Source organism: Neobacillus niacini (genome assembly GCF_036961885.1).
GTDB lineage: Bacteria > Bacillota > Bacilli > Bacillales > Cytobacillaceae > Neobacillus > Neobacillus niacini_H.
Genome location: NZ_JBALNQ010000056.1, coordinates 1 through 20,468, shown reverse-complemented (window position 1 = coordinate 20,468; position 20,468 = coordinate 1). Strand labels below are relative to the sequence as shown.

Sequence of the window (20,468 nt, the reverse complement as noted above, 5' to 3'; positions counted from 1 at the left end):
CAATCTTATGCTTGTCCAGTAAGAAGATGATTGTATTAGACAAAAAAGCTATGTTTTCCACATATACGGCATGTATAATATAAGAAACATTACTATTTTTACATAAATACAAATAGCTATGTATTAGGGAGGAAACACCTTTGAATTTTGAAAATGTCCGGTGGGGAATAATTGGCTGCGGTGATGTAACAGAAGTTAAAAGTGGACCAGCATTCCAAAAGGTTGAAAACTCTAAATTGGTTGCTGTTATGCGAAGAACAGGAGAACTTGCTAAGGATTATGCACAACGGCACAAAGTTCCTAAATGGTACGATGATGCCGAGGCGCTTATAAATGATCCTGATGTCAATATTATCTATATTGCAACACCACCAGGAGCACATAAGGAATACACCATTTTGGCAGCACAGGCGGGGAAACCGGTTTACGTAGAAAAGCCGATGGCAAGGAATTTTGCAGAATGCCAAGATATGATTTCTGCATGCAAGAATGCTGGAGTGCCTCTATATGTAGCCTACTATCGGAGAGGGCAAGCCCGTTTTCTAAAAATAAAAGAGCTCTTAGAACATAATGTTATTGGAGACATACGGTATGTCTCTACAACCCAGTATCAACCGGCTTCTGAAGAGATAGTAAATTCAAAACAAATTCCTTGGAGAGTTCAGCCTGAATTGGCTGGAGGAGGGCTGTTTTTTGATTTAGGAAGCCATACATTAGACATATTAGACTACTTATTGGGTCCAATAAAATCTGTTCAAGGGTTTGCATCCAATCAAGCCGGACATTATCATGCGGAGGATATCGTATCAGCTACCTATCGTTTTGAATCAGGGGTCCACGGAATCGGTAATTGGTGTTTTACTGCTTTTGAACATGTGGATGTAAATGAAATTATCGGTAGTAAGGGGAAAATAACCTTTTCAACCTTTGGCAATGATCCGGTTGTTTTGATAACAGATAAAGGAAGAGAAGAGTTTAGCTTCGAACCGCCGCAGCATGTCCATCAACCTCTAGTGGAAACCATTGTGAAAGAGTTAACCGGAGATGGTTGTCATTGTCCTAGCACAGGAGTGTCAGGTGCGAGAACGAGCTGGGTCATGGATGAAATAGTAAAGAACTTTTATCGGAAAGAGGTAAAGTAGATGAGCATAGTTAAAGTTGGTTTAATTGGGATAGGAATTATGGGTAAGGTTTATGCACATCAGTTGGATAAAGCACAAGTTAATGGAGCCATGTTAACTGCGGTTTGTGGACGGGAGAAACAGTCAGAATGGGTTAAAGACAATTTGTCTGCAAACGTAAAATTTTATACGGATGAAGATACTTTTTTTAACGATTCAGAATTGGATGCTGTTATTATTGCTACACCCCATTTCAGTCACCCGGATTTAGCAATTAAAGCCTTTGCTAAAGGAATCCATGTTCTTTTGGAAAAACCGGCGGGAGTATTTACGAAAAATGTATTAGAAATGAACGAGGCAGCGGTAGCATCTGGCAAAACATTTGCAATGATGTACAACCAAAGAACAAACCCAATGTTTCAAAAATTACGCAGTCTTATACAATCTGGAGAACTGGGTGAAATTAAGCGGACAAATTGGATTAGTACAGATAACTACCGCTCACAAAGTTATTACGATTCCAGCAGCTGGAGAGCAACATGGAGCGGTGAAGGCGGCGGGGTTTTATTAAATCAAGCACCTCACCAATTAGACTTAATGCAATGGACCACAGGGATGGAATTAAAGAATGTACATGCTTTTTGTCATTCCGGCAAGTACCACAATATAGAGGTAGAAGACGATGTTACCGCTTATTTTCAATATGAAAATGGTGCAACAGGAGTATTTATTTCTTCAACCGGTGAAGCCCCTGGAACAAATCGCTTTGAAGTGGTTGGGGATCGCGGGAAACTGGTAATTGAAAATAATAAACTTACTTTCTTCCGTTTAACACAGTCAGAAAGAGAGTTTAATGCCACCTATAAAGGTGGCTTTGGGGAACCTGAGGCCTGGAAAATTGATATACCTGTGAAAGGTGAATATTTAAATCATATAGGTATTATTCAAAACTGGATCGATGCAATCTTGAAAGACACACCATTGCTTTCACCTGGCGATGAAGGATTAAAGGTTGTTGAGATGGTCAATGCCATTTATTTATCTTCTTGGTTGAAACAGACAGTGGAAATTCCTGTTGATCCAGATGAATATCTTAAATTATTACACGAAAAAATGGATTCCTAATATCCGTGAAGCTGTTCAAATTTTTGAACAGCTTCTTTTTTTTAATGGGCGGTGTCATAAAATCCTCAATACACATACACTTTTCATAAAAGAGATATTGAGGGGATGGGAAAATGAAATTTGAAATGCAAAAGGCAATTTTCTTAGCACAAAACATTAAAGGTTTTATAAAATTTATTCAAGATCAAAAAAATAAAAACAATTTCAGAATTGATCACAATAAACTTCACCAAATCAAACTTATTATTGAAGAGTATAAGTTTCAAATACTCGCAGATGAACTATTACGAATAAATCAGTTTGATGGGGATGAAAAGTATACTTATTATCTAGTGAATCAATTTAACCAAGGGATTAATATTATTGATGAATACGTAAAGAAGAATCATAATGAACTATTTATTATATCTGCAAGAGTATATACCCTTAAGAACCTTAGCAGTTCTTTTAGTAAAATAGCATAAAGTGCCGTTATTCATTTAGTAAAAACAGGTAAGTGAGCGTATGTTTTGAAAAAGTATTGCTATTAGGTGAAAATAATAATTGGGTAAATGAAAATGACAACATTGATTAAGAAAAAAGGTGGTCTTTTATATGTTTAAAAACTTTTTCAAAAGTAAAAAGGTTGAAAATGATCCTTCCATTTTACAGCCATTAGAAGGCGAAATTGTACCACTAGAAGATGTTCCAGATCCCGTATTTTCACAAAGAATGATTGGCGATGGTTTTGCAATTAAGCCAACAAATCGGACGGTCGTTTCTCCAGTTGATGGAGAAGTAATCAGTGTATTTCCTACCAAACATGCAGTTAGCCTAAAGTCCACAAATGGCAGAGAAATTCTAATCCACGTTGGACTTGAAACAGTAGGCCTTAATGGTGAAGGATTTACCTCATTTGTCAGTGATGGTCAGTCGGTCAAAAAGGGACAAAAGCTCCTTGAAGTAGACTTTGAATTGATTAAAGACAAAGTACCTTCAATTATTACCCCAGTGATTTTTACCAACTTGGCTGAAAATGAAAAAGTAGTAATTGAAGATTCAGAAGTAAAGATAAAATAAAGACAGAAAGAGCAAACTTTATAAGAGTTTGCTCTTTTTTTAGGCTCGTTTCTTAACCTTTTTTGCTGTGTTTTCGCAGAAATGAAAGATATTTATTTCAACATTTGATAAGGCATACTAATTTGTTATAATGAAATAATATTTTTACATCTAAGGAGAATACAATGAATTTTTCTGCAAAGCAAGTTGTCTTTATTAGTTTTATGTTATTTTCTATGTTTTTCGGTGCAGGTAATCTCATTTTCCCCCCTTTCCTCGGCCATTCAGCTGGGGATCAACTTTGGATTGCTCTCGCTGGTTTTATCGTTTCTGCAGTTGGACTTCCTATTTTAGGTGTTATTGCAGTAGCTAAGGCAGGGAGTTTTAACGAATTAAATTTAAGAGTTCACCCTATTTTTGCATTACTATTTCCATTTTTTATTTATATCGCAATCGGTCCGGGACTAGCGATTCCTCGTGCAGGAAGCCTTGCTTTTGAAATGGGCGCTGCTCCCTTTTTGCCAGAAAATTTAGTTGATAACCCCGTCTCTTTATTCGTTTATTCAATTGTGTTTTTTGGATTAGCCGCGTGGTTAAGTATGTATCCCTCAAAACTAATTAATTTATTTGGGAAATTTTTGACTCCAATTCTTTTAGCGCTTATTACTATTATTTTTGTTAAGAGCTTAATCGACCCTATCGGTTCATTTGAATCACCAACAGGGAATTATCGTGATAATCCTTTATTCCAAGGAATAGTAGAAGGATATCTGACCATGGATGCCTTAGCTGCTCTTGCATTTGGGATTGTAATCGCCAATACACTGACAGCACAAGGGGTTGTTGATTCAAAAAATAAGTCACGCTACATGATGTACGCAGGTTTGGGCGCAGGATTTTTATTAGCAGTAATTTATCTAATTTTAGGATATTTAGGAGCGGCTAACTCTTCCTTAGGGCAGGCAGAAAATGGAGCCATTATCCTGTCCAACATCATGACGTACCTGTTTGGACAAAGCGGAACATTTCTTTTAGGGATCGTTTTTACATTAGCATGTTTCTGTGTGTCAATTGGTTTAATAACTTCATGCAGCCAATTTTTCTCTAACGTGATTACAAAGGTGAGTTATAAAACTTGGGTCATCATTTTAGCAGTTATCAGTACTGCAATAGCAAATTTAGGATTAACACAGATCCTGCAGATTTCTGTACCAATTCTAGGAATGGTTTATCCAATTGCAATCGTCCTCATCATTTTAGGTCTATTGGATGATTTGATTAATCAAAATCGATATATTTATATCTCTGTTATTGGATTTGTTGCAGTATTTAGTATTATAGATACGATTAATAATGTATTCCTCGAAAATACCTTAAGTGGTGTTTTGGATATTTTACCATTTTATATCGAAGGAATTGGGTGGATTAGCCCTGCACTCATTGGTTTAATTGTTGGGTACAGTTTAAGTTGGGTAAGACGACTTAGATAAATTGGCTACTTGTGGAACTATGGACTAGGCCTCTTACATAAACTATAGTACCAAAAAGTGAGGGTGTAACAATGTGAGAAGGATTAGACAAGTACAACCAATGATAGGTCAAGCTTGGACTGGCAGGCATGTGATTTTGCTTCATTGCACGACAAATAATCAGCTTATAAACATATTTAAAAGCTACCATGCACCAATCGAGCCACCTCGAGATAATTGTGCTGAAACGTTATCACAACTACTAAGTATCGGTTATAAGATACAAACCATTACTCCGATTTCGCCTAATCAAATTCAATATTTTTTGGTCCTTGAGTAAGGAAATATATTCAATGCAGAAAACAGCCGCTTCCCTTCCAGGAGGAGGCTGTTTTCTATATTTGGAAAAATCAGTTTTGCTGTTCACCAAAATATTTTTTATTTAATAAGAAAATACTGACTGCTAACGTAACCACAGAAATAAACTTACTTGATAGAAGGAGATAGCTAATGGTTACATTATCAATCGGAACATGGGGAAGTTTTATCAAAGTAATCACGATAAGTATTCCAAATAGCAGAATAGAGTAAGCATGTTTATAGGATTTGTTAATAATAAAATAACCACGTTTTTCATCCTTTGCATTGATGAAAATAAGAGTCTGATAGGACATCACTAATAGTAACATGTACGTTAACAAAATTATTGCTAACCCAATACCCACAGTTAAAGCCTCCCTTAACCTTATTTTTTGTATCTTAAGGCCAGAGCTATGATGTTACATAATATTATCTTAACACGGTATTATGTAACATTCAAATTTTCTGTCTGAATGCTTTATTTTTTATGGTAGGAAGGTGAATATCCTCAAGTATTTGTATGTTTTTGGTTTTTATTACTATATAATTAAATTTGTTGAAATTAGGAAATGGGGTTATAACATTGAAGTCAAAAGTTATCATATATAAAAAGGTAGATAAAAAAGTATTAGAATTTATTGAAGATACTTGCGATGTTATTTATTTTGAGAAACTTGATTCAGATACATATCCTATATTTCTTGAAGAACTAAAGGACGCAGAAGGGTTAATCGGTTCTGGTTTGAAAGTAGATGCTGAGTTATTAGACCAAGCACCACTTTTGAAAATTGTCTGTAATATTGCTGTTGGTTATGACAATTTTGATTTGTCAGCTTTAGCCGAGCGGGGAATCATGGCGACCAATACACCAGAAGTTTTAAATGACACTGTTGCGGATACGATTATGGGATTAATTCTTTCTACAGCAAGGAGAATGCCTGAATTAGATCATAGGGTTAAAACGGGCCAGTGGAAATCAGGTCTTGAAGAAAAATGGTACGGGGTCGATGTCCATCATAAAGTGTTAGGAATTATCGGTATGGGAGGAATTGGTTCTGATGTCGCTAAAAGAGCCCATTTTGGATTTGATATGGAGATTTTATATCATAACCGATCACGGAACGAAGCGGCAGAAGAAAAGTATGGGGCTACCTATTGTTCACTCGAGGAATTATTAAGGAAGTCTGATTTTGTATGTTTAATGACACCATTAACTCCGAAAACGGTTCATTTAATCGGGAAACGAGAGTTCGAGCTTATGAAGGAGTCGGCGATATTTATTAACGCTTCGAGAGGGAAAACAGTCGATGAAGAAGCTATGATTCACGCACTTCAAACCGGCCAAATATATGGTGCGGGACTCGATGTCTTTGTGCAAGAACCAGTAAAAGAGGACAACCCACTGTTGTCCATGAATAATGTTGTAACGTTGCCCCATATAGGATCGGCAACCTATGAAACTCGATTTAAAATGGCCATGACAGCAGCAACAAACTTAATAACTGGGTTACAAGGAAATATACCGCCCAATTTAATAAAATAAGTATTGAGTAAAAAAAAACTTCGCTTAGTTTACAGGCGAAGTTCTTTTTTTCTCGTTAGTAATAAGGTTATTAATGAACTGGGTGCAATGTTGAGCAATGAACTCCTTATCATTATCCATTGAGGCAACATGAAAAGAATTATATAAAGGAACTACTTCTTTTATTCCAGATTGTATTCCAGATAAAATAAAATTTGTGTTCTCAGGTGGAACGACGTGGTCTTCCTCTGATCGCAATGCCAATACTGGGCAAGAAATACTTGAAAGTTTATTCGTTGTTTCAGCCATTAAATCAAATAATTGATGTATGGACTTTATTGGTGCTTTTGGATAAGTAATTTCATGAATATCTTTTGCTTTAATATCTGGGTCTCCTTCTGGTACAAAACGGGGGGACTGTTTATTTTTAAACTTTTCCATTGGAGGAATGGAGTTAATCGCTGCATTAATTAGCATAATCCCTCTAATATTTTTGTGTTTTTGAGATAGATTTAGTGTTAATGTACCACCCATTGATTGTCCGATAATGAAGATGTCACGGCAATGTTGTTGAAGAAGTGTATAACCATCTTCTAAACTTTGGATCCAATCATGGTAGCTGCACTTTTCCATATCTTCGTAATGTGTCCCATGACCTCTTAATCTAACTCCATGTACTGTAAATCCTTCAGATGCAAGGTATTCGCCTAAATACCTGACACTCTGTGGTGTTCCAACAAAACCGTGTGAAATTAAAATTCCAATGTCATTCCCTTTAAAGAAAAATGATTCTGCACCAGGTAATACAGGGTATTTTTCAACCATGATCAATAACTCCTCTCATTTAGTTATTAAAAAAGCACCTTCTCGCTAGAGAGAGGTGCCTTTTGTTGTCAAACGGGCTTAATATTATTTTGTACCCTTAGAATATGCCAATAATTCCGATGTGTCAAGTCGGCTTAAAAGTGAAAACAAAATATTTAAAAAAGTCATTGACAACAATTGCATTACAAAGTATATTTTAGACTATAGTTTCAATACCAAGTAAACAAGTGGGTAATGTCAGGAAAAATCACAAGTTAATTTTTGCCTATTGGTCAACCAAAGGCTCCTCTAAATTTTGCAAATGCAAAATGGAGGAGCCTTTTTTATTAACTATAAGAAATGGAGAGTTGAAAATGGGGGGATCTCAGGCAAGCTATAAAAAATCGTTTATCATACAATATCAAACTAAGTTGACCAGACCACTGGAGACTTCCATTTTTAATTGGATGTCTCCTTTTTTTATCTTAGATAAAACCAATCAACTGATAAACAGATTACATCAAAAACAAAGGAGCTGATCTATATGGCAATTGAGTTTACTCAGTCTTATAAGCTGGTAAATCAAAAGTATGATTTAAGTTTTAAGGCAGATGTCCTGGTAATTGGAGGGGGTCCGGCAGGAGCGTGGGCTGCTCTAACAGCCAAAGAAAATGGGGCAAATGTAATTTTAGTAGATAAAGGCTATTGCGGTACAAGTGGAGCGACTGCTCCATCAGGAAGTGGTGTTTGGTACATCCCACCTGAAATAGAAAAAAGAGAAGAAGCGATGAAAAGTCGTGAAGCATTAGGAGGCTATCTTTCAGAACGTAAATGGATGAAACGAGTGCTGGACCGCACCTATGAAAATATGAATCAATTAGAAAAGTGGGGTTATCCATTTCCAGTAGATGAAAATGGGGTTGCACATAAGAGAAGTCTGCAAGGACCTGAATATATGAGATTAATTAGAAGGAAATTGAACAAAGCAAAAGTGACAATCCTTGATCACAGCCCTGCACTTGAGCTTTTGTATGATAGTCATGGTGTTGCAGGTGCAGCAGGCATCAATAATCAAACATTACAGACATGGTCTATCCAGGCGAGTTCGATTGTCATTGCTTCTGGGGGATGTGCCTTTCTAAGCAAGGCTCTAGGCTGCAATGTTTTAACGGGTGATGGGTACCTGTTAGCTTCTGAAGCTGGAGCAGATTTTTCTGGAATGGAGTTTTCGAACGCATATGCAATTACACCTAAATTCTCATCGATCACAAAAACAGCATTCTATAATTGGGCTTCTTTTACCTATGAGGATGGATCGATTATAGAAGGGGCTGGCTCCCAAAGGGGTCGATCGGTTATTGCGAGAAAATTGCATGAGGGTCAAAAGGTATTTGCGCAGTTAGATAAGGCTAAGAATGATCTTGATTTACAAAAATGGATGCGAATTGCTCAACCAAATTTCTTCGTGCAATTTGATCGAATGGGCATAAACCCTTTCGAGGATCGGTTCGAAGTAACGTTACGACTTGAAGGGACCGTACGAGGGACTGGGGGGATTCGAATTGTGGATGAGACATGTGCCACATCGGTTCCTGGTTTATATGCTGCCGGTGATGCAGCTACTAGGGAATTGATTTGCGGCGGCTTTACTGGAGGAGGAAGCTACAATGCAGCTTGGGCAATTTCTTCTGGTTACTGGTCAGGTGAAGCGGCTGCGAAGTATGCATTTTCCTTCAACAGAAATAGTCAGGATCGAACGTTAATAAGAAAACAGGTTATTGGGATCAATGAACATTCTAGCACTAAAAATTTTCTCGCTGCTTCGGAAGTAACGAAAATGGTTCAATCAGAAGTTACTCCTTTTGACAAAAATCTGTTTCGAACAGAAGAGAAACTAACTCCTGCTTTACTCCGCCTTAACCAATTATGGGACGAAGCGAAAACAAGTTTACAAGAAAACCATGGGAATATAGTACGAGTGAGAGAATCTGCTGCTATGTTAGCGACATCAAGGTGGATGTACACAACAGCGTTGCAGAGAAAAGAGACTCGTGGGATGCATAAAAGACTAGACTTTCCTAAACTAGATGAAAACCAACATTATCGACTAATTACCAGTGGTTTAGATGAGATAAAAGTAAATCGGTCTACCCTTTTTCAAAACACATAAGGAGGAAAAATTTTGATAGAGATTTTATTAGAAGACCAATGTGTCGAATGCGATTTGTGCGTAAAAGTTTGTCCCACTAATGTTTTTGAAAGAAGGGAGGGGAGAGCACCCGTAATAGCCCGGCAGTTTGATTGTCAGACCTGCTATATGTGTGAACTTTATTGTCCGGCTAAAGCGCTTTATGTATCTCCAAACGCTGATGAGATTGTTGGGATTTCTGAGCAAGAAATTAGAGCAACAGGTTTAATAGGTAGTTACCGTAACAGCATTGGTTGGGAGAAGGGACAAAAATCTACAGCTAATCAAGATCTAGCATATAAATTTTATCTTAAATAATTGGAGTGTGGAAAGAATTGAAGAAGATGGTTGATAACAAATATTTAGTTTTGGTTGTACTACTATTTGCCCTCCTTTTAACAGCATGTACTTCTAATGGTGGTGCCTCAAGCGCTGGGGCTAAAAAAGAAGACAGCCAGGGTCCAAAAACCGAGGAGGATGGAAAAACGCTTAGACTTGGTTATATTAACTCGACCGGAACGACGAGTAAAGGAAAACCAGCTGTTTCAGGAGCTGAAGGCTGGTCCATCGAAAAGGGTTTTTTACAAGAGGATTTAAAAAAGATCGGGATAACGGATATTGAATATTTTGCTTTTCCCAATGGTCCAAACTTAAATGAAGCAATGGCCGCTGGAGAAATAGATTTAGGAATATTTGGTGATACTCCAGGATTATTGGCTAGGGGTGCAGGTCAAAAAACGAAATTAATTGGCTTAGCAAACATTTATCAAGATATTTGGCTAGTAACGAATAAGAAAAATGGAATTTCCAAACTAGAAGATTTAAAAGGAAAAACAGTAGCGACTGCAAATGGCTCCTATATGTTTCGCTTTTTACAAGGTTTACTAAAAGAAAAGGGTTTATTAGATGATGTGAAATTTGTCTCATTATTCCCACCAGATGCACTTGCATCTCTGGAACGGGGTGATATTCAAGCCTATGCCTTTCCTACTTATATGGGTCCAAAACATGTGAAACTCGGTTTTCCTCTTGTATTACAAGCAAGTAAAACTACACCAGAATTAACGGGGACCTCTGTCATCGTCGCCACGGAAAAATTCCTAGACGATAATCCCAAATTCCTATCGGTTTGGAATTCTACCCGGACGAAAGCGGTAAAAGATTTAAAGGATCATGAGGAAGAATATTATCAGTATGCTGCTAAAGTTTCGTCCCAGGAGTTAGATGTTGTAAAGGAAAGTATTCCGCTTGAAAATATCAGGGAAGAGAGTTTCCCTAAAGAAGGGATCGAACTATTAGAAGGAACCAAACAATTTTTAGTAGACCAAAAATTAATAAAACAAGACTTTGAAATAGAAGATTGGATTTTAAGTGAATAATAGCGGCGAGAAATGGTTTTGTTAAAACCTTTCTCACTCAAGATTAGAGGTGCTTATGTGAAAAAATCGCTGGTGCGGCTTATTTTGCCCATTGTTCTTCCATTATTAATTGTTCTGGTATGGGTTTATGTTACTGAAAAAGAATTTATCGGTGCTTACCTAATTCCTTCCCCACTGGCAGTTTTTAATACGATTGTTTTATTTATAGGCGATGGAACCCTTTTAGGGGATACCTGGAATAGTTTAAGTAGAATGCTTCAAGGATTTTTTTTAGCTGTATTCTTTGGTTTGATTTTTGGTGTAGTGATGGGTTTATTTACTCGCTTTGATAGATTTTTTGCAGGTGTTTTTAATGCGATTAGGGTGATTCCGCCGTTGGCCTGGATCCCCATTATTATTCTTTGGTTCGGAATTGGCGAGACCTCCAAGGTTATTATTATTTTTAAAAGTGCTTTTTTTCCGATACTATTAAACACCATACAAGGAATAGAAGGAGTGCCTAAAGGTTATTTTGAAGTATCTAAACTAATGGGTGTCAGTAAAAGGAAAGTGTTATTTAGTGTGATTTTCCCTGCCGCGCTGCCTTCCATATTTGTTGGTCTCAGATTAGGACTTGGAGCAGCTTGGATGGCGGTTGTAGCTGCAGAATTAATTGCCTCTGATTCAGGTTTAGGGTATCGGATTACGCAAGGTCGGGAACTATCTCAGCCTGATGTCATGGTGATTGGTATGGCGATGATAGGTTTGATTGGTGTTTCAATGGATACCTTCATAACATTCATCAAAAAACGTGTCCTTTCATGGCAGCCAGGGATAAAATCATAGGGGGAAGGAAAATGCTCACGCAAGCGAGAGTTCAATACGAAGCATATAAACCGAAGATTAAAATATCCAATTTGTCGAAGTCATTTCAACAAAGGGGTAACAAACTAGAGGTCTTAAATAATGTTGATTTAGAAGTTCAGGAAGGAGAGTTTTTGACGATTGTCGGCTCTAGTGGATGTGGGAAGAGTACTCTTTTACGCTTGATAGCTGGGCTCGATAGCTCATTTAATGGTTCTATAACCATTGATGATCAAATCATTAATGGAATCGGTACTGATAGAGGGATGGTATTTCAGGATCATCGACTTTTTCCTTGGATGAATGTGGAGCAAAATATTGGTTTTGGTTTGGAACATTTCCCTGTAAAGCAACGAAATAGTTTAGTAGCAGAGCACATTGAATTAGTTGGGTTAAAAGGTTTTGAAAAAGCAAAACCAGGGGAGCTTTCGGGAGGTATGTCACAACGAGTTGCTATTGCACGGACATTAGTAAAAAAACCAGATATTATTTTACTTGATGAACCTTTTGGTGCACTAGATGCACTAACAAGGATTCAAATGCAGCATGAAATTTTGCGAATTCGTGAACAATCAACTATCACGATGATATTGGTTACGCATGATATTGATGAAGCTGTTTTATTAGGTGACCGGGTTATTGTAATGTCTAAGAAACCAGGTCGTATACAAAAGACAATTCCTATCTTTTTGCCAAGGCCTCGGGACCGAAATAGTCATGATTTTATAAAAATTCGCGAACAAATATTTTATCTATTCTTCGAAAACGAAAAAGGAAAAATTCCAGAAGACTACTCAATTTAATGGTAAAGTTGCTCATATTAATGGGCAGCTTCTTTTTTATGGGAATTCTTATTTCTTTTAAAGCAAACAATAATAGTTAGATGTATTAAGTGACTTTGTGGAGGTATTCAGCATGGGTCGACTAGACAGGCTCAAGATGGGGAATGTGGAGACGAAGCATTTTCAACAGTTCAACCAATTATTACGTTATGTGTTTCAAGTTACAAAAAAGGATTTACAAATGGTTGGGTGGGAAGAGCGTGAAATAGCGCTAGCCAAAAAACCAGTTTTGGACAAAGCAGATGTGCTTGGCTGGTTTGATGGGGATAAGTTGGTTTCACAGTTAGCTGTTTACCCATTTAAAGTGAATATTTATGGAAGAACCTTTGAGATGGGAGGATTGACAGGAGTCGGAACCTATCCCGAATACGCAAACATGGGGCTGATGTACAAGTTGATGCGGCAAGCCCTTTCTGATATGCAGCAAAGAAAGCAATCCATTTCCTACTTGTTTCCTTATTCAATTCCTTATTACCGCCGAAGAGGGTGGGAGATTATTTCAGATAAGATGACCTTCGAGGTTAGAGACGTTCAATTACCAAAGATCAAGAAGGTGCCGGGATATGTGGAAAGGCTGAATATAGAGCATCCAGACGTCAGGACCGTTTACACACTTTTCTCTAGCAAAATGCATGCCGCGATGATGCGAAATGATTTGGCCTGGGATGAGTATTGGAGATGGGACGTAGATGAATTAACGGCGGCTGTTTATTTTGATGCTTCTCACCAGCCACAAGGGTATCTACTGTACTGGATTTCTGAGGATGTGCTTCATATAAAAGAAATGATTCATATAAATCAGGAGGCAAGGATTGGACTTTGGAATTTCATTAGTGCCCATTTTTCTATGGTATCAAAGGTTGTCGGGAACATATTTATGAATGAACCTTTAGCATTTTGGCTAGAGGAGGGTGACATAAAAGAAACTATTTCTCCATATTTTATGGCACGAATTGTAGACGTCAAGCAGTTTATTTCACAATATCCATTTAGGGCATTAGGTACCGATATACAATTAACATTTAGGCTAGATGATCCAATGCTCGAATGGAATCAGGGAATATTTACATTACATGTTTCCGCCGAAGGTAGAGGGGAGTTAAAACAGAGCAGCATTGATCCAACAGCTTCTATAGATATACAGACATTGACGACCATGTTACTTAGTTACAAAAGACCTGCCTATTTAGCTGCCATTTCAAGACTGAATAGCGATGAAAAGACAGTTGAGCTATTAGAAAAAATAATAGAGAGGCAGACGCCCTACTTTTCGGATTACTTTTGAAGCAGTGTGAAAATTGATCAACTTTTGGAAAGAGGTGAGATGATGAAAGAAGAAAACAAAGAAAGAAAAATTAATAGTGAACAGAAAGCAAATAAGCTTTTTGAAGGCTTATATGGAATGGATCCTGAGATGAGTTTATTATCTGCTAATTTTGCTCCACCCGAAAATACTTACTTAAAGGAACATTATCAAGATGACCATAACGAAAATGAATAAATAAAAAAGGATGAGACACATTGTGTCCATCCTTTTTTAGTCAAATTAACAATCTCCATGCTTATTAAGATGTAATGGAGGAGGGATCAGCCACCCTTTTTCTTTATTTAAACGGAGTACCTTTGCCCCTAGTGCTGCCTTTTGTAAATGGACTTGTCCATATAACATCGCAACATCTTCCCTGATGGATTTACCAATGATTTGACTGCATAAAACAAGTCCAGCAGCAATATCAGCTGAAAGCCCAGCTGCTATTGCAGGGTCTGGAATTCGTGCCCCAACGGGGATATCCTCCAAACATGCTTCAGGCGGTTCAGGCTGACCTGGAGGTAAGCCAATACCGTTTTCTTTTAATATTTCCTCAACTTGTTTCTTTTCCTGCTGGCAAATTTCAATTGCTTCTCCTAGTAATTTTTTTAAGTCACTATCACCAGCATGATTAATCATGGTTTGATACCCTGCAATCATCCCATTGCCCGCTAATACTGAAGACCATAAATCAAACACTTCGCCATAGTGTAGAGGCTCTTCTTTAGGATTGCCGCTTAAAATTCCCATCATTGCCCTCCTTAGTGTGTATGAAAATTTATTCATTTAAAGTGCCACCTTTCTTGAAGCACAATAATAGGGTTTCCATTAAGCTAAAACATCATTAAAAAAATTTTGGACATGTCTCATAATTTTTTTCATAAAATGTACAAGTTGAGACTATGGTAGGAGTGGAGTGTTTTTTTTTGAGTATTAGCATTTTAGTGAGCTACATCATTTTGGGCTTTACACTGGCAGCACAAATAGGTCCAGTAAATTCTGCACGATTAGATAAAGGAATAAAGAATGGCTTTTGGCATGCGTGGCTTGTAGGGGCTGGCTCGATGGTTGCAGATGGATTCTTTATGTTGCTTGTATATTTAGGTATGGTCCAATTTTTGGGGATACCCATTATTCAAATATTTCTATGGCTATTTGGCGGATTTATCCTCATTTATTCAGGATTGGAAAGTATTAAAAATGCAAATACTATAACCCTTACATATAGCAGAAATAAGGAGTCGTTAGTAAAATGTTTTTTTACAGGGTTTATTATGTCAATCACTAGTCCCTTATCCGTTTTATTTTGGTTAGGGATATATGGCTCGGTTTTAGCAAAGACAGCTCAAACGTATGGAACAGAATCATTGTTAATTTATAGCAGTATGATATTTCTTGGTTTAACCATATGGGATGTATTTGTTGCAGCCCTTACCACTGGCTTTCGTAAACTGTTGACGATTAAAAGCCTAATCGCTATAGCAATGATCTCAGGGGCTTCGCTGATTTTGTTTGGACTTTATTTTGGATATCAGGGGATTTATACTCTCTTTGGTTAAACCAGTAAAGGGAGAAGCTGATATTAAAAAAAAAACTGACATGTTCATCCACATGTCAGTTTTTGTATTGATTAAATAAACATCGTTCCAGCTACAAGAAAGCTATAGAGTGAACCGAGTATTATCCCGACTGCCGCAAAAAACATTAAGATAATGCCTTGGAATTCACTACGCTTAAGAAAAGTCAGATAGCCCATTATTAATGCCCCTGCGCCAAATAGAATCGGGATAAACAAAAGGGAAATGGCAAAAAATACCCATCCTGCAATTACATAAACTATTCCATCCTTCTTAGTTGGTACTGCGTTTTCATTGGCCATGTTTCCTAGATGTAAGGTTCCGCTTTGTGTAGAATTCATTTAACTCACTCCTTTTATCATTATAAAAACGTTCTCCTGTGTTAATTTAGAATATACCGAATATTATAAAAATTAAGTCAATGATAACATATAATAAAAAAAATTCAACAAAAATGCATTGTTTACTAGCAAGAAAAACTAAGTTGACATTTTGAAAAAACTCCGTATAATATTGTTCTTGTGTTGCTTTTATATTTTTACTCTTCGTTTTCATATATTGTTCATAGATTTTTAATATTTAACTGATAAAATATAAGATGGATTTACTAACTACTAAACTAAACTCAACTAACATACTAATTATTTACTAAAAGGCAGGTGTAAGAAATGAATAACTTTACTCAAAAGGGTCGGGGTATTTTAAATAAATATATTGGCTTTTTCTTTTTGGCTGTATTCTTCCTTTGGATGAAAACATATATAGCTCAATTAACGCAATTCGATTTAGGTATTGAAAATACGTTACAAAAATTCCTTTTATTCATTAATCCATTAGGATCGTCTTTATTATTTTTAGGACTAGCTTTTCTATTTAAAGGTCGTAAAAAATATATTGCACTACTTGTAATAGATTTCTTTTTATCCTTTCTATTATTTGCGAATGTCGTATATTACAGGTTCTTTAATGACTTTATTACGTTACCGACTTTAACTCAGACCCAAAACTTTGGCGATGTAAGCGGCAGTGTGATTAGTCTTTTAAGACCATATGATTTCCTTTTCTTTATCGACATCGTTTTATTGATTGCTTTACTTGCTTTTCGCTTTGTGAAAATTGAATTCAAAGATATGAACCGTAGGAAGGTAGCGGCTTTATTCTCATTATCACTGGCTATTTCGTTTGGAAATCTTGGGATAGCTGAAACAGATCGTCCACAATTGTTAACAAGAGGATTTGACCGTAACTATATTGTCAAATACCTAGGAATGTACAACTACACTATTTATGATGCGGTTAAAAGTACAAAGGCATCTGCACAAAGAGTTATGGCCAATAGTGACGATATGACAGAAGTAATTAACTATACCAAAGCTAACTACGCAGAGCCCAATCCAGCTTACTTTGGTGCTGGAAAAGGGATGAATGTAATTTATTTACATCTTGAATCGATGCAAAACTTTCTTATTGATTACAAGCTGCATGGAGAAGAAGTAACTCCGTTTCTAAATTCATTAACAAAGGATCAAAATACACTTTATTTTGATAACTTCTTCCATCAGACTGCCCAAGGTAAAACAGCTGACGCCGAATTTATTCTTGAAAATTCATTATATGGATTACCACAGGGTTCTGCTTTTACAACGAAAGGTTTAAATACGTATCAATCGGCACCAGCGATTTTAGGTCAGCAGGGTTATTCTTCTGCTGTGTTCCACGGGAACTCAGGAAGCTTCTGGAACCGTGATGAAATTTATAAATCATTTGGGTATAATCACTTTTTTGATGAAAAATCTTATAGTATGAATCCAGAGGACCTAGCCGAGTATGGGCTTATGGATAAGCCATTCTTTGAGGAATCTATTCCGATGTTGGAATCATTACCTCAGCCTTTTTATACAAAATTTATTACTGTTTCAAATCATTATCCTTACCCGCTTGCTGAAGAAGAAGCGACCATTGCACCACATACGACTGGTGATAAGTCTGTAGACACGTACTTTCAAACAGCTCGATATGCAGATGAAGCATTAAAGCAATTCTTTGATTACCTAAAAGAATCAGGTCTATATGATAATTCAGTCATCGTCATGTACGGTGATCACTATGGAATTTCAGAAAATCATAATAAAGCAATGGAAAAAGTTCTAGGGAAAGAAATTACTGATTTTGATAGTGCTGGTTTACAGCGTGTGCCATTCTTTATTCGTGTACCTGGGATGGAAGGCGGCGTTAACCACGAATATGGCGGACAAATTGATATTCTCCCTACCCTGCTTCACTTGTTAGGAACAGATACCAAGGATTTTGTACAATTTGGTACTGACCTATTATCTGAACAGCATGATGATCTTGTTCCTTTCCGTGATGGCAGCTTTATGAGTCCAACCATTTCAGCTGTAAATGGTAAATATTACGACTCAGCTACTGGAGTGGTAATTGATGAAACTAGGATGGAAGAGGCAATCAATCTCCAAAATATCGTCGAAAATAAATTAGCACTTTCTGATAAAGTAGTTAATGGTGACTTATTACGTTTCTACACACCTGAAAACTTTACACCAATTGACCGTACACAATATAACTATAATCCATCTCAAGATGGTGAAGAAACAAACGAATAACCAAAAAGTAATCAGGCTGTTTAGGGAATTTCCTAAGCAGCCTTTTTATATTTTTTTGTTGTAAACTTGTGATATAGTTAAGGTCTAGAACCTAAAAATGAAGAATGAAACTAACTGCGATTATCTATTTAGGAGGGGTAACGATGTCTACCTATACTTCCAGAAATGAAGTGCCAGAAAATGAAAAATGGAACCTAGAAGATATATATTCTGATTTAAGCAAATGGGAGCGCGATCTTCAAAACGTTGAACAAATGGCTGCTAAACTAAAGCAATTTGACGGAGCCATTCATGATGGTAAGAGTCTTTATCAATACTTAAAACAAAGAGAAGAATTGTCATATATATTCAGCCATGTATATGCCTATAGTATGCTGAAAGTAGACGAAGATACAAGAAATGCAAATTCACAATCATTATTAGACCGTGCAAAAGGACTAAGTGTGAAGGTGAGTGCCTCAACTTCTTTTTTCATGCCATACTTATTAGGTCTAGATACGGAAATCTTAAGCTGCTATATAGCTAAAGAGGAGGGACTAAAGTACTTTGAGGAGGATTTATTCGAAGCGTTCCGCTACAAAGAACATGTGCTTAGTAAAGACCAGGAAGAAGTGTTATCACAATTAGGTGAAGCGTTGGCTGCACCAAGTACAACCTTTGGCATGATCAATAATGCAGATATTAAGTTTGGTGAAGTTACAAATGACAATGGAGAAAAGCTTCCGTTAACTAGAGGGATGTACTCAAAATTAATCGAGGATGAAGACAGGGATAAGCGTAGGGAAGCGTATAAAGCGTATTATAAGCCTTATGTAGAATTAAAGAATTCAATTGCGAGTACACTGTCTGCAGCCATCAAAAATAACGTGACCCTAGCAAAAATAAGGAAATATCCATCGGCATTAGAAAAAGCGCTCTTCGGCGATATGGTGCCAAAGGAAGTATACGAAAACCTGATTAGTGCCACAAAAGAAAATATTGCACCGCTTCACAGGTACTCTGAAATCCGTAAGAAGAAACTTAAACTAGATGAACTTAGGCAATATGATATGTCTGTTCCGTTGGTACACGGAGTGAAACAGGAAATTTCATACGAGAAAGCTTATGAAATAATGATTAAGGCTTTGTCACCTCTTGGAGAAGAGTATGTATCTATTCTAAAAGAATTTAAAGACTTAAGGTATATCGATGTCCGCGAGACCCCAGGCAAGCGTTCAGGTGCCTATAACTTAGGAATATATGGAGTACACCCATTTATTTTATTAAATCATCAAGATGATTTGGACAGTTTATTTACGCTTGCACATGAATGTGGTCATGGAGTCCATAGTAAATTAAGCTCGCAGCATCAGCCGCAGATAACAGCCCGTTATAGTATTTTTGTTGCAGAGGTAGCTTCAACTGTTAATGAAATTTTATTGATCAACTATTTGTTGAATAGCGAAAAAGAACTTGAGGTTCGAAAGCATTTATTGAACCATTTTATTGACCAATTTAAGGGTACTTTCTTTACTCAAGTCATGTTCGCTGAATTTGAGAAAATTACTCATGAGTTGGCAGAAAACGGTACACCATTAAATGTGGAGATATTCAATCAAACCTATGAAGCTTTGTTTAGAGAATATAATGGAGATGTAGTCGTATTTGATGATGAAGTAAAATTTGGCTGGTCAAGAATTCCTCACTTTTATCGACCATTTTATGTCTATAAGTACGCAACAGGCTTCGCATCAGCCATCCATTTAGCAACTAAAATACTCGAAGGTGATCAAGAAACGTTACAGTCCTATCTACAATTTTTAAAAAGCGGCAGCAGCGATTACCCGCTTGAATTGTTAAAAAAGACCGGTGTAGATTTAACTTCCCCAGTACCGATAGAAAATGCAATGAAAAAGTTTGGTGAACTAGTAGAAGAGTTTGCAGTTATATAAATGTAATAAGGTGTCACGAAATATTTGTGGCATCTTATTATATTATCACTAAATAAATTGCATGGTATGATGGAAATAGGAATATATTTACTCTTATCAGATTACCTTAATTTGAAATAGGTGATAAATATTTGGAAAAAATTCATATCTTTTATTGGTATAATAATTTTTATCTTTTTAGTTATTCACAATACTGAGATATTTCAATTACTTAGAGATGGTGAATTTGATTCCATTACAGAATCATTAAAAGAAGACACCTTTTCAAAATTTTTCTTCACATTTATGATCATGGTTATTCAAAATTCCTTTACGATTATTCCTCTTATTATTATC

21 protein-coding genes and 1 pseudogene are annotated in these 20,468 nt (G+C 36.6%); 18 read left to right on the top strand and 4 right to left on the bottom strand.

Translation table 11 applies throughout. The features are described 5' to 3' along the window. Positions 1-140 precede the first annotated feature (140 nt). From V7124_RS20925 to V7124_RS20900, 6 genes are all read left to right on the top strand, one after another. Positions 141-1,142 (top strand): Gfo/Idh/MocA family protein, encoded by a 1,002-nt coding sequence (locus V7124_RS20925; RefSeq protein ID WP_335493074.1) that lies wholly within the window; start codon positions 141-143, stop codon positions 1,140-1,142. After that, positions 1,143-2,246, top strand: a complete 1,104-nt coding sequence (locus tag V7124_RS20920; protein WP_335493072.1) for a Gfo/Idh/MocA family protein — start codon at positions 1,143-1,145, stop codon at positions 2,244-2,246. A gap of 113 nt (positions 2,247-2,359) precedes the next feature. Beyond that, positions 2,360-2,710: a hypothetical protein gene (locus V7124_RS20915; RefSeq protein ID WP_335493070.1), complete on the top strand. Its 351-nt coding sequence runs from the start codon at positions 2,360-2,362 to the stop codon at positions 2,708-2,710. Positions 2,711-2,840: 130 nt separating this feature from the next. Then, entirely contained in the window at positions 2,841-3,305 is a 465-nt protein-coding gene (locus tag V7124_RS20910; RefSeq protein ID WP_335409294.1) for a PTS sugar transporter subunit IIA, read from the top strand. A 164-nt stretch (positions 3,306-3,469) separates the two neighbouring features. After that, positions 3,470-4,774: a branched-chain amino acid transport system II carrier protein gene (gene brnQ / locus V7124_RS20905; protein ID WP_335493068.1), complete on the top strand. Its 1,305-nt coding sequence runs from the start codon at positions 3,470-3,472 to the stop codon at positions 4,772-4,774. Positions 4,775-4,847: 73 nt separating this feature from the next. After that, positions 4,848-5,093, top strand: a complete 246-nt coding sequence (locus tag V7124_RS20900; RefSeq protein ID WP_335409295.1) for a hypothetical protein — start codon at positions 4,848-4,850, stop codon at positions 5,091-5,093. A 70-nt stretch (positions 5,094-5,163) separates the two neighbouring features. Here the strand turns inward: V7124_RS20900 and V7124_RS20895 are convergent, their stop codons facing one another. Beyond that, positions 5,164-5,478, bottom strand: a complete 315-nt coding sequence (locus V7124_RS20895; RefSeq protein ID WP_335409297.1) for a hypothetical protein — start codon at positions 5,476-5,478, stop codon at positions 5,164-5,166. Positions 5,479-5,696: 218 nt separating this feature from the next. Here V7124_RS20895 and V7124_RS20890 point away from each other — a divergent pair, with 218 nt between their 5' ends. Then, the gene (locus tag V7124_RS20890) at positions 5,697-6,656 is read left to right on the top strand and encodes a 2-hydroxyacid dehydrogenase (RefSeq protein ID WP_335493065.1); all 960 of its coding nucleotides are present in this window, start codon (positions 5,697-5,699) and stop codon (positions 6,654-6,656) included. 24 nt (positions 6,657-6,680) lie between these two features. Here the strand turns inward: V7124_RS20890 and V7124_RS20885 are convergent, their stop codons facing one another. After that, a complete protein-coding gene (locus V7124_RS20885; protein WP_335409299.1) occupies positions 6,681-7,460 on the bottom strand; it encodes an alpha/beta hydrolase in 780 nt (259 codons plus the stop codon). 523 nt (positions 7,461-7,983) lie between these two features. Here V7124_RS20885 and V7124_RS20880 point away from each other — a divergent pair. The 7 genes from V7124_RS20880 (at position 7,984) to V7124_RS20850 (ending at position 14,192) form a co-directional block, all read left to right on the top strand. Then, positions 7,984-9,609: an FAD-binding protein gene (locus tag V7124_RS20880; protein ID WP_335493062.1), complete on the top strand. Its 1,626-nt coding sequence runs from the start codon at positions 7,984-7,986 to the stop codon at positions 9,607-9,609. A 12-nt stretch (positions 9,610-9,621) separates the two neighbouring features. Beyond that, a complete protein-coding gene (locus V7124_RS20875; protein WP_335493060.1) occupies positions 9,622-9,945 on the top strand; it encodes a 4Fe-4S binding protein in 324 nt (107 codons plus the stop codon). Positions 9,946-9,971: 26 nt separating this feature from the next. Continuing rightward, positions 9,972-11,006, top strand: coding sequence for an ABC transporter substrate-binding protein (locus tag V7124_RS20870; protein ID WP_335493134.1), 1,035 nt, complete (start codon positions 9,972-9,974; stop codon positions 11,004-11,006). A 57-nt stretch (positions 11,007-11,063) separates the two neighbouring features. Next, positions 11,064-11,831: an ABC transporter permease gene (locus V7124_RS20865; RefSeq protein ID WP_335493058.1), complete on the top strand. Its 768-nt coding sequence runs from the start codon at positions 11,064-11,066 to the stop codon at positions 11,829-11,831. Between the two features lie 11 nt (positions 11,832-11,842). Beyond that, complete coding sequence (locus V7124_RS20860) at positions 11,843-12,652, top strand: ABC transporter ATP-binding protein (protein WP_335493056.1); 810 nt, start codon at positions 11,843-11,845, stop codon at positions 12,650-12,652. Between the two features lie 112 nt (positions 12,653-12,764). After that, positions 12,765-13,976: a GNAT family N-acetyltransferase gene (locus V7124_RS20855; protein WP_335493054.1), complete on the top strand. Its 1,212-nt coding sequence runs from the start codon at positions 12,765-12,767 to the stop codon at positions 13,974-13,976. 6 nt (positions 13,977-13,982) lie between these two features. Next, a complete protein-coding gene (locus tag V7124_RS20850) occupies positions 13,983-14,192 on the top strand; it encodes a hypothetical protein (RefSeq protein ID WP_335493052.1) in 210 nt (69 codons plus the stop codon). 45 nt (positions 14,193-14,237) lie between these two features. On the opposite strand, the gene V7124_RS20845 is transcribed toward V7124_RS20850, so the two are convergent. After that, complete coding sequence (locus V7124_RS20845) at positions 14,238-14,750, bottom strand: DUF3231 family protein (RefSeq protein ID WP_335493132.1); 513 nt, start codon at positions 14,748-14,750, stop codon at positions 14,238-14,240. A gap of 176 nt (positions 14,751-14,926) precedes the next feature. Here V7124_RS20845 and V7124_RS20840 point away from each other — a divergent pair, with 176 nt between their 5' ends. After that, on the top strand, positions 14,927-15,559 hold the full coding sequence (locus V7124_RS20840; RefSeq protein ID WP_335493050.1) for a LysE family transporter: 633 nt from the start codon (positions 14,927-14,929) through the stop codon (positions 15,557-15,559). A 71-nt stretch (positions 15,560-15,630) separates the two neighbouring features. Here the strand turns inward: V7124_RS20840 and V7124_RS20835 are convergent, their stop codons facing one another. Next, a complete protein-coding gene (locus tag V7124_RS20835; protein ID WP_335409310.1) occupies positions 15,631-15,918 on the bottom strand; it encodes a hypothetical protein in 288 nt (95 codons plus the stop codon). A 327-nt stretch (positions 15,919-16,245) separates the two neighbouring features. Here V7124_RS20835 and V7124_RS20830 point away from each other — a divergent pair, with 327 nt between their 5' ends. From V7124_RS20830 to V7124_RS20820, 3 genes and pseudogenes are all read left to right on the top strand, one after another. Then, positions 16,246-18,201, top strand: a complete 1,956-nt coding sequence (locus V7124_RS20830) for an LTA synthase family protein (RefSeq protein ID WP_335493047.1) — start codon at positions 16,246-16,248, stop codon at positions 18,199-18,201. A gap of 143 nt (positions 18,202-18,344) precedes the next feature. Continuing rightward, positions 18,345-20,132 carry an oligoendopeptidase F gene (gene pepF / locus V7124_RS20825; RefSeq protein ID WP_335409313.1) on the top strand — a complete coding sequence of 596 codons (1,788 nt, stop codon included), beginning with the start codon at positions 18,345-18,347 and terminating at the stop codon, positions 20,130-20,132. 120 nt (positions 20,133-20,252) lie between these two features. After that, a pseudogene (locus tag V7124_RS20820) lies at positions 20,253-20,468 on the top strand (hypothetical protein); the annotation flags it as partial.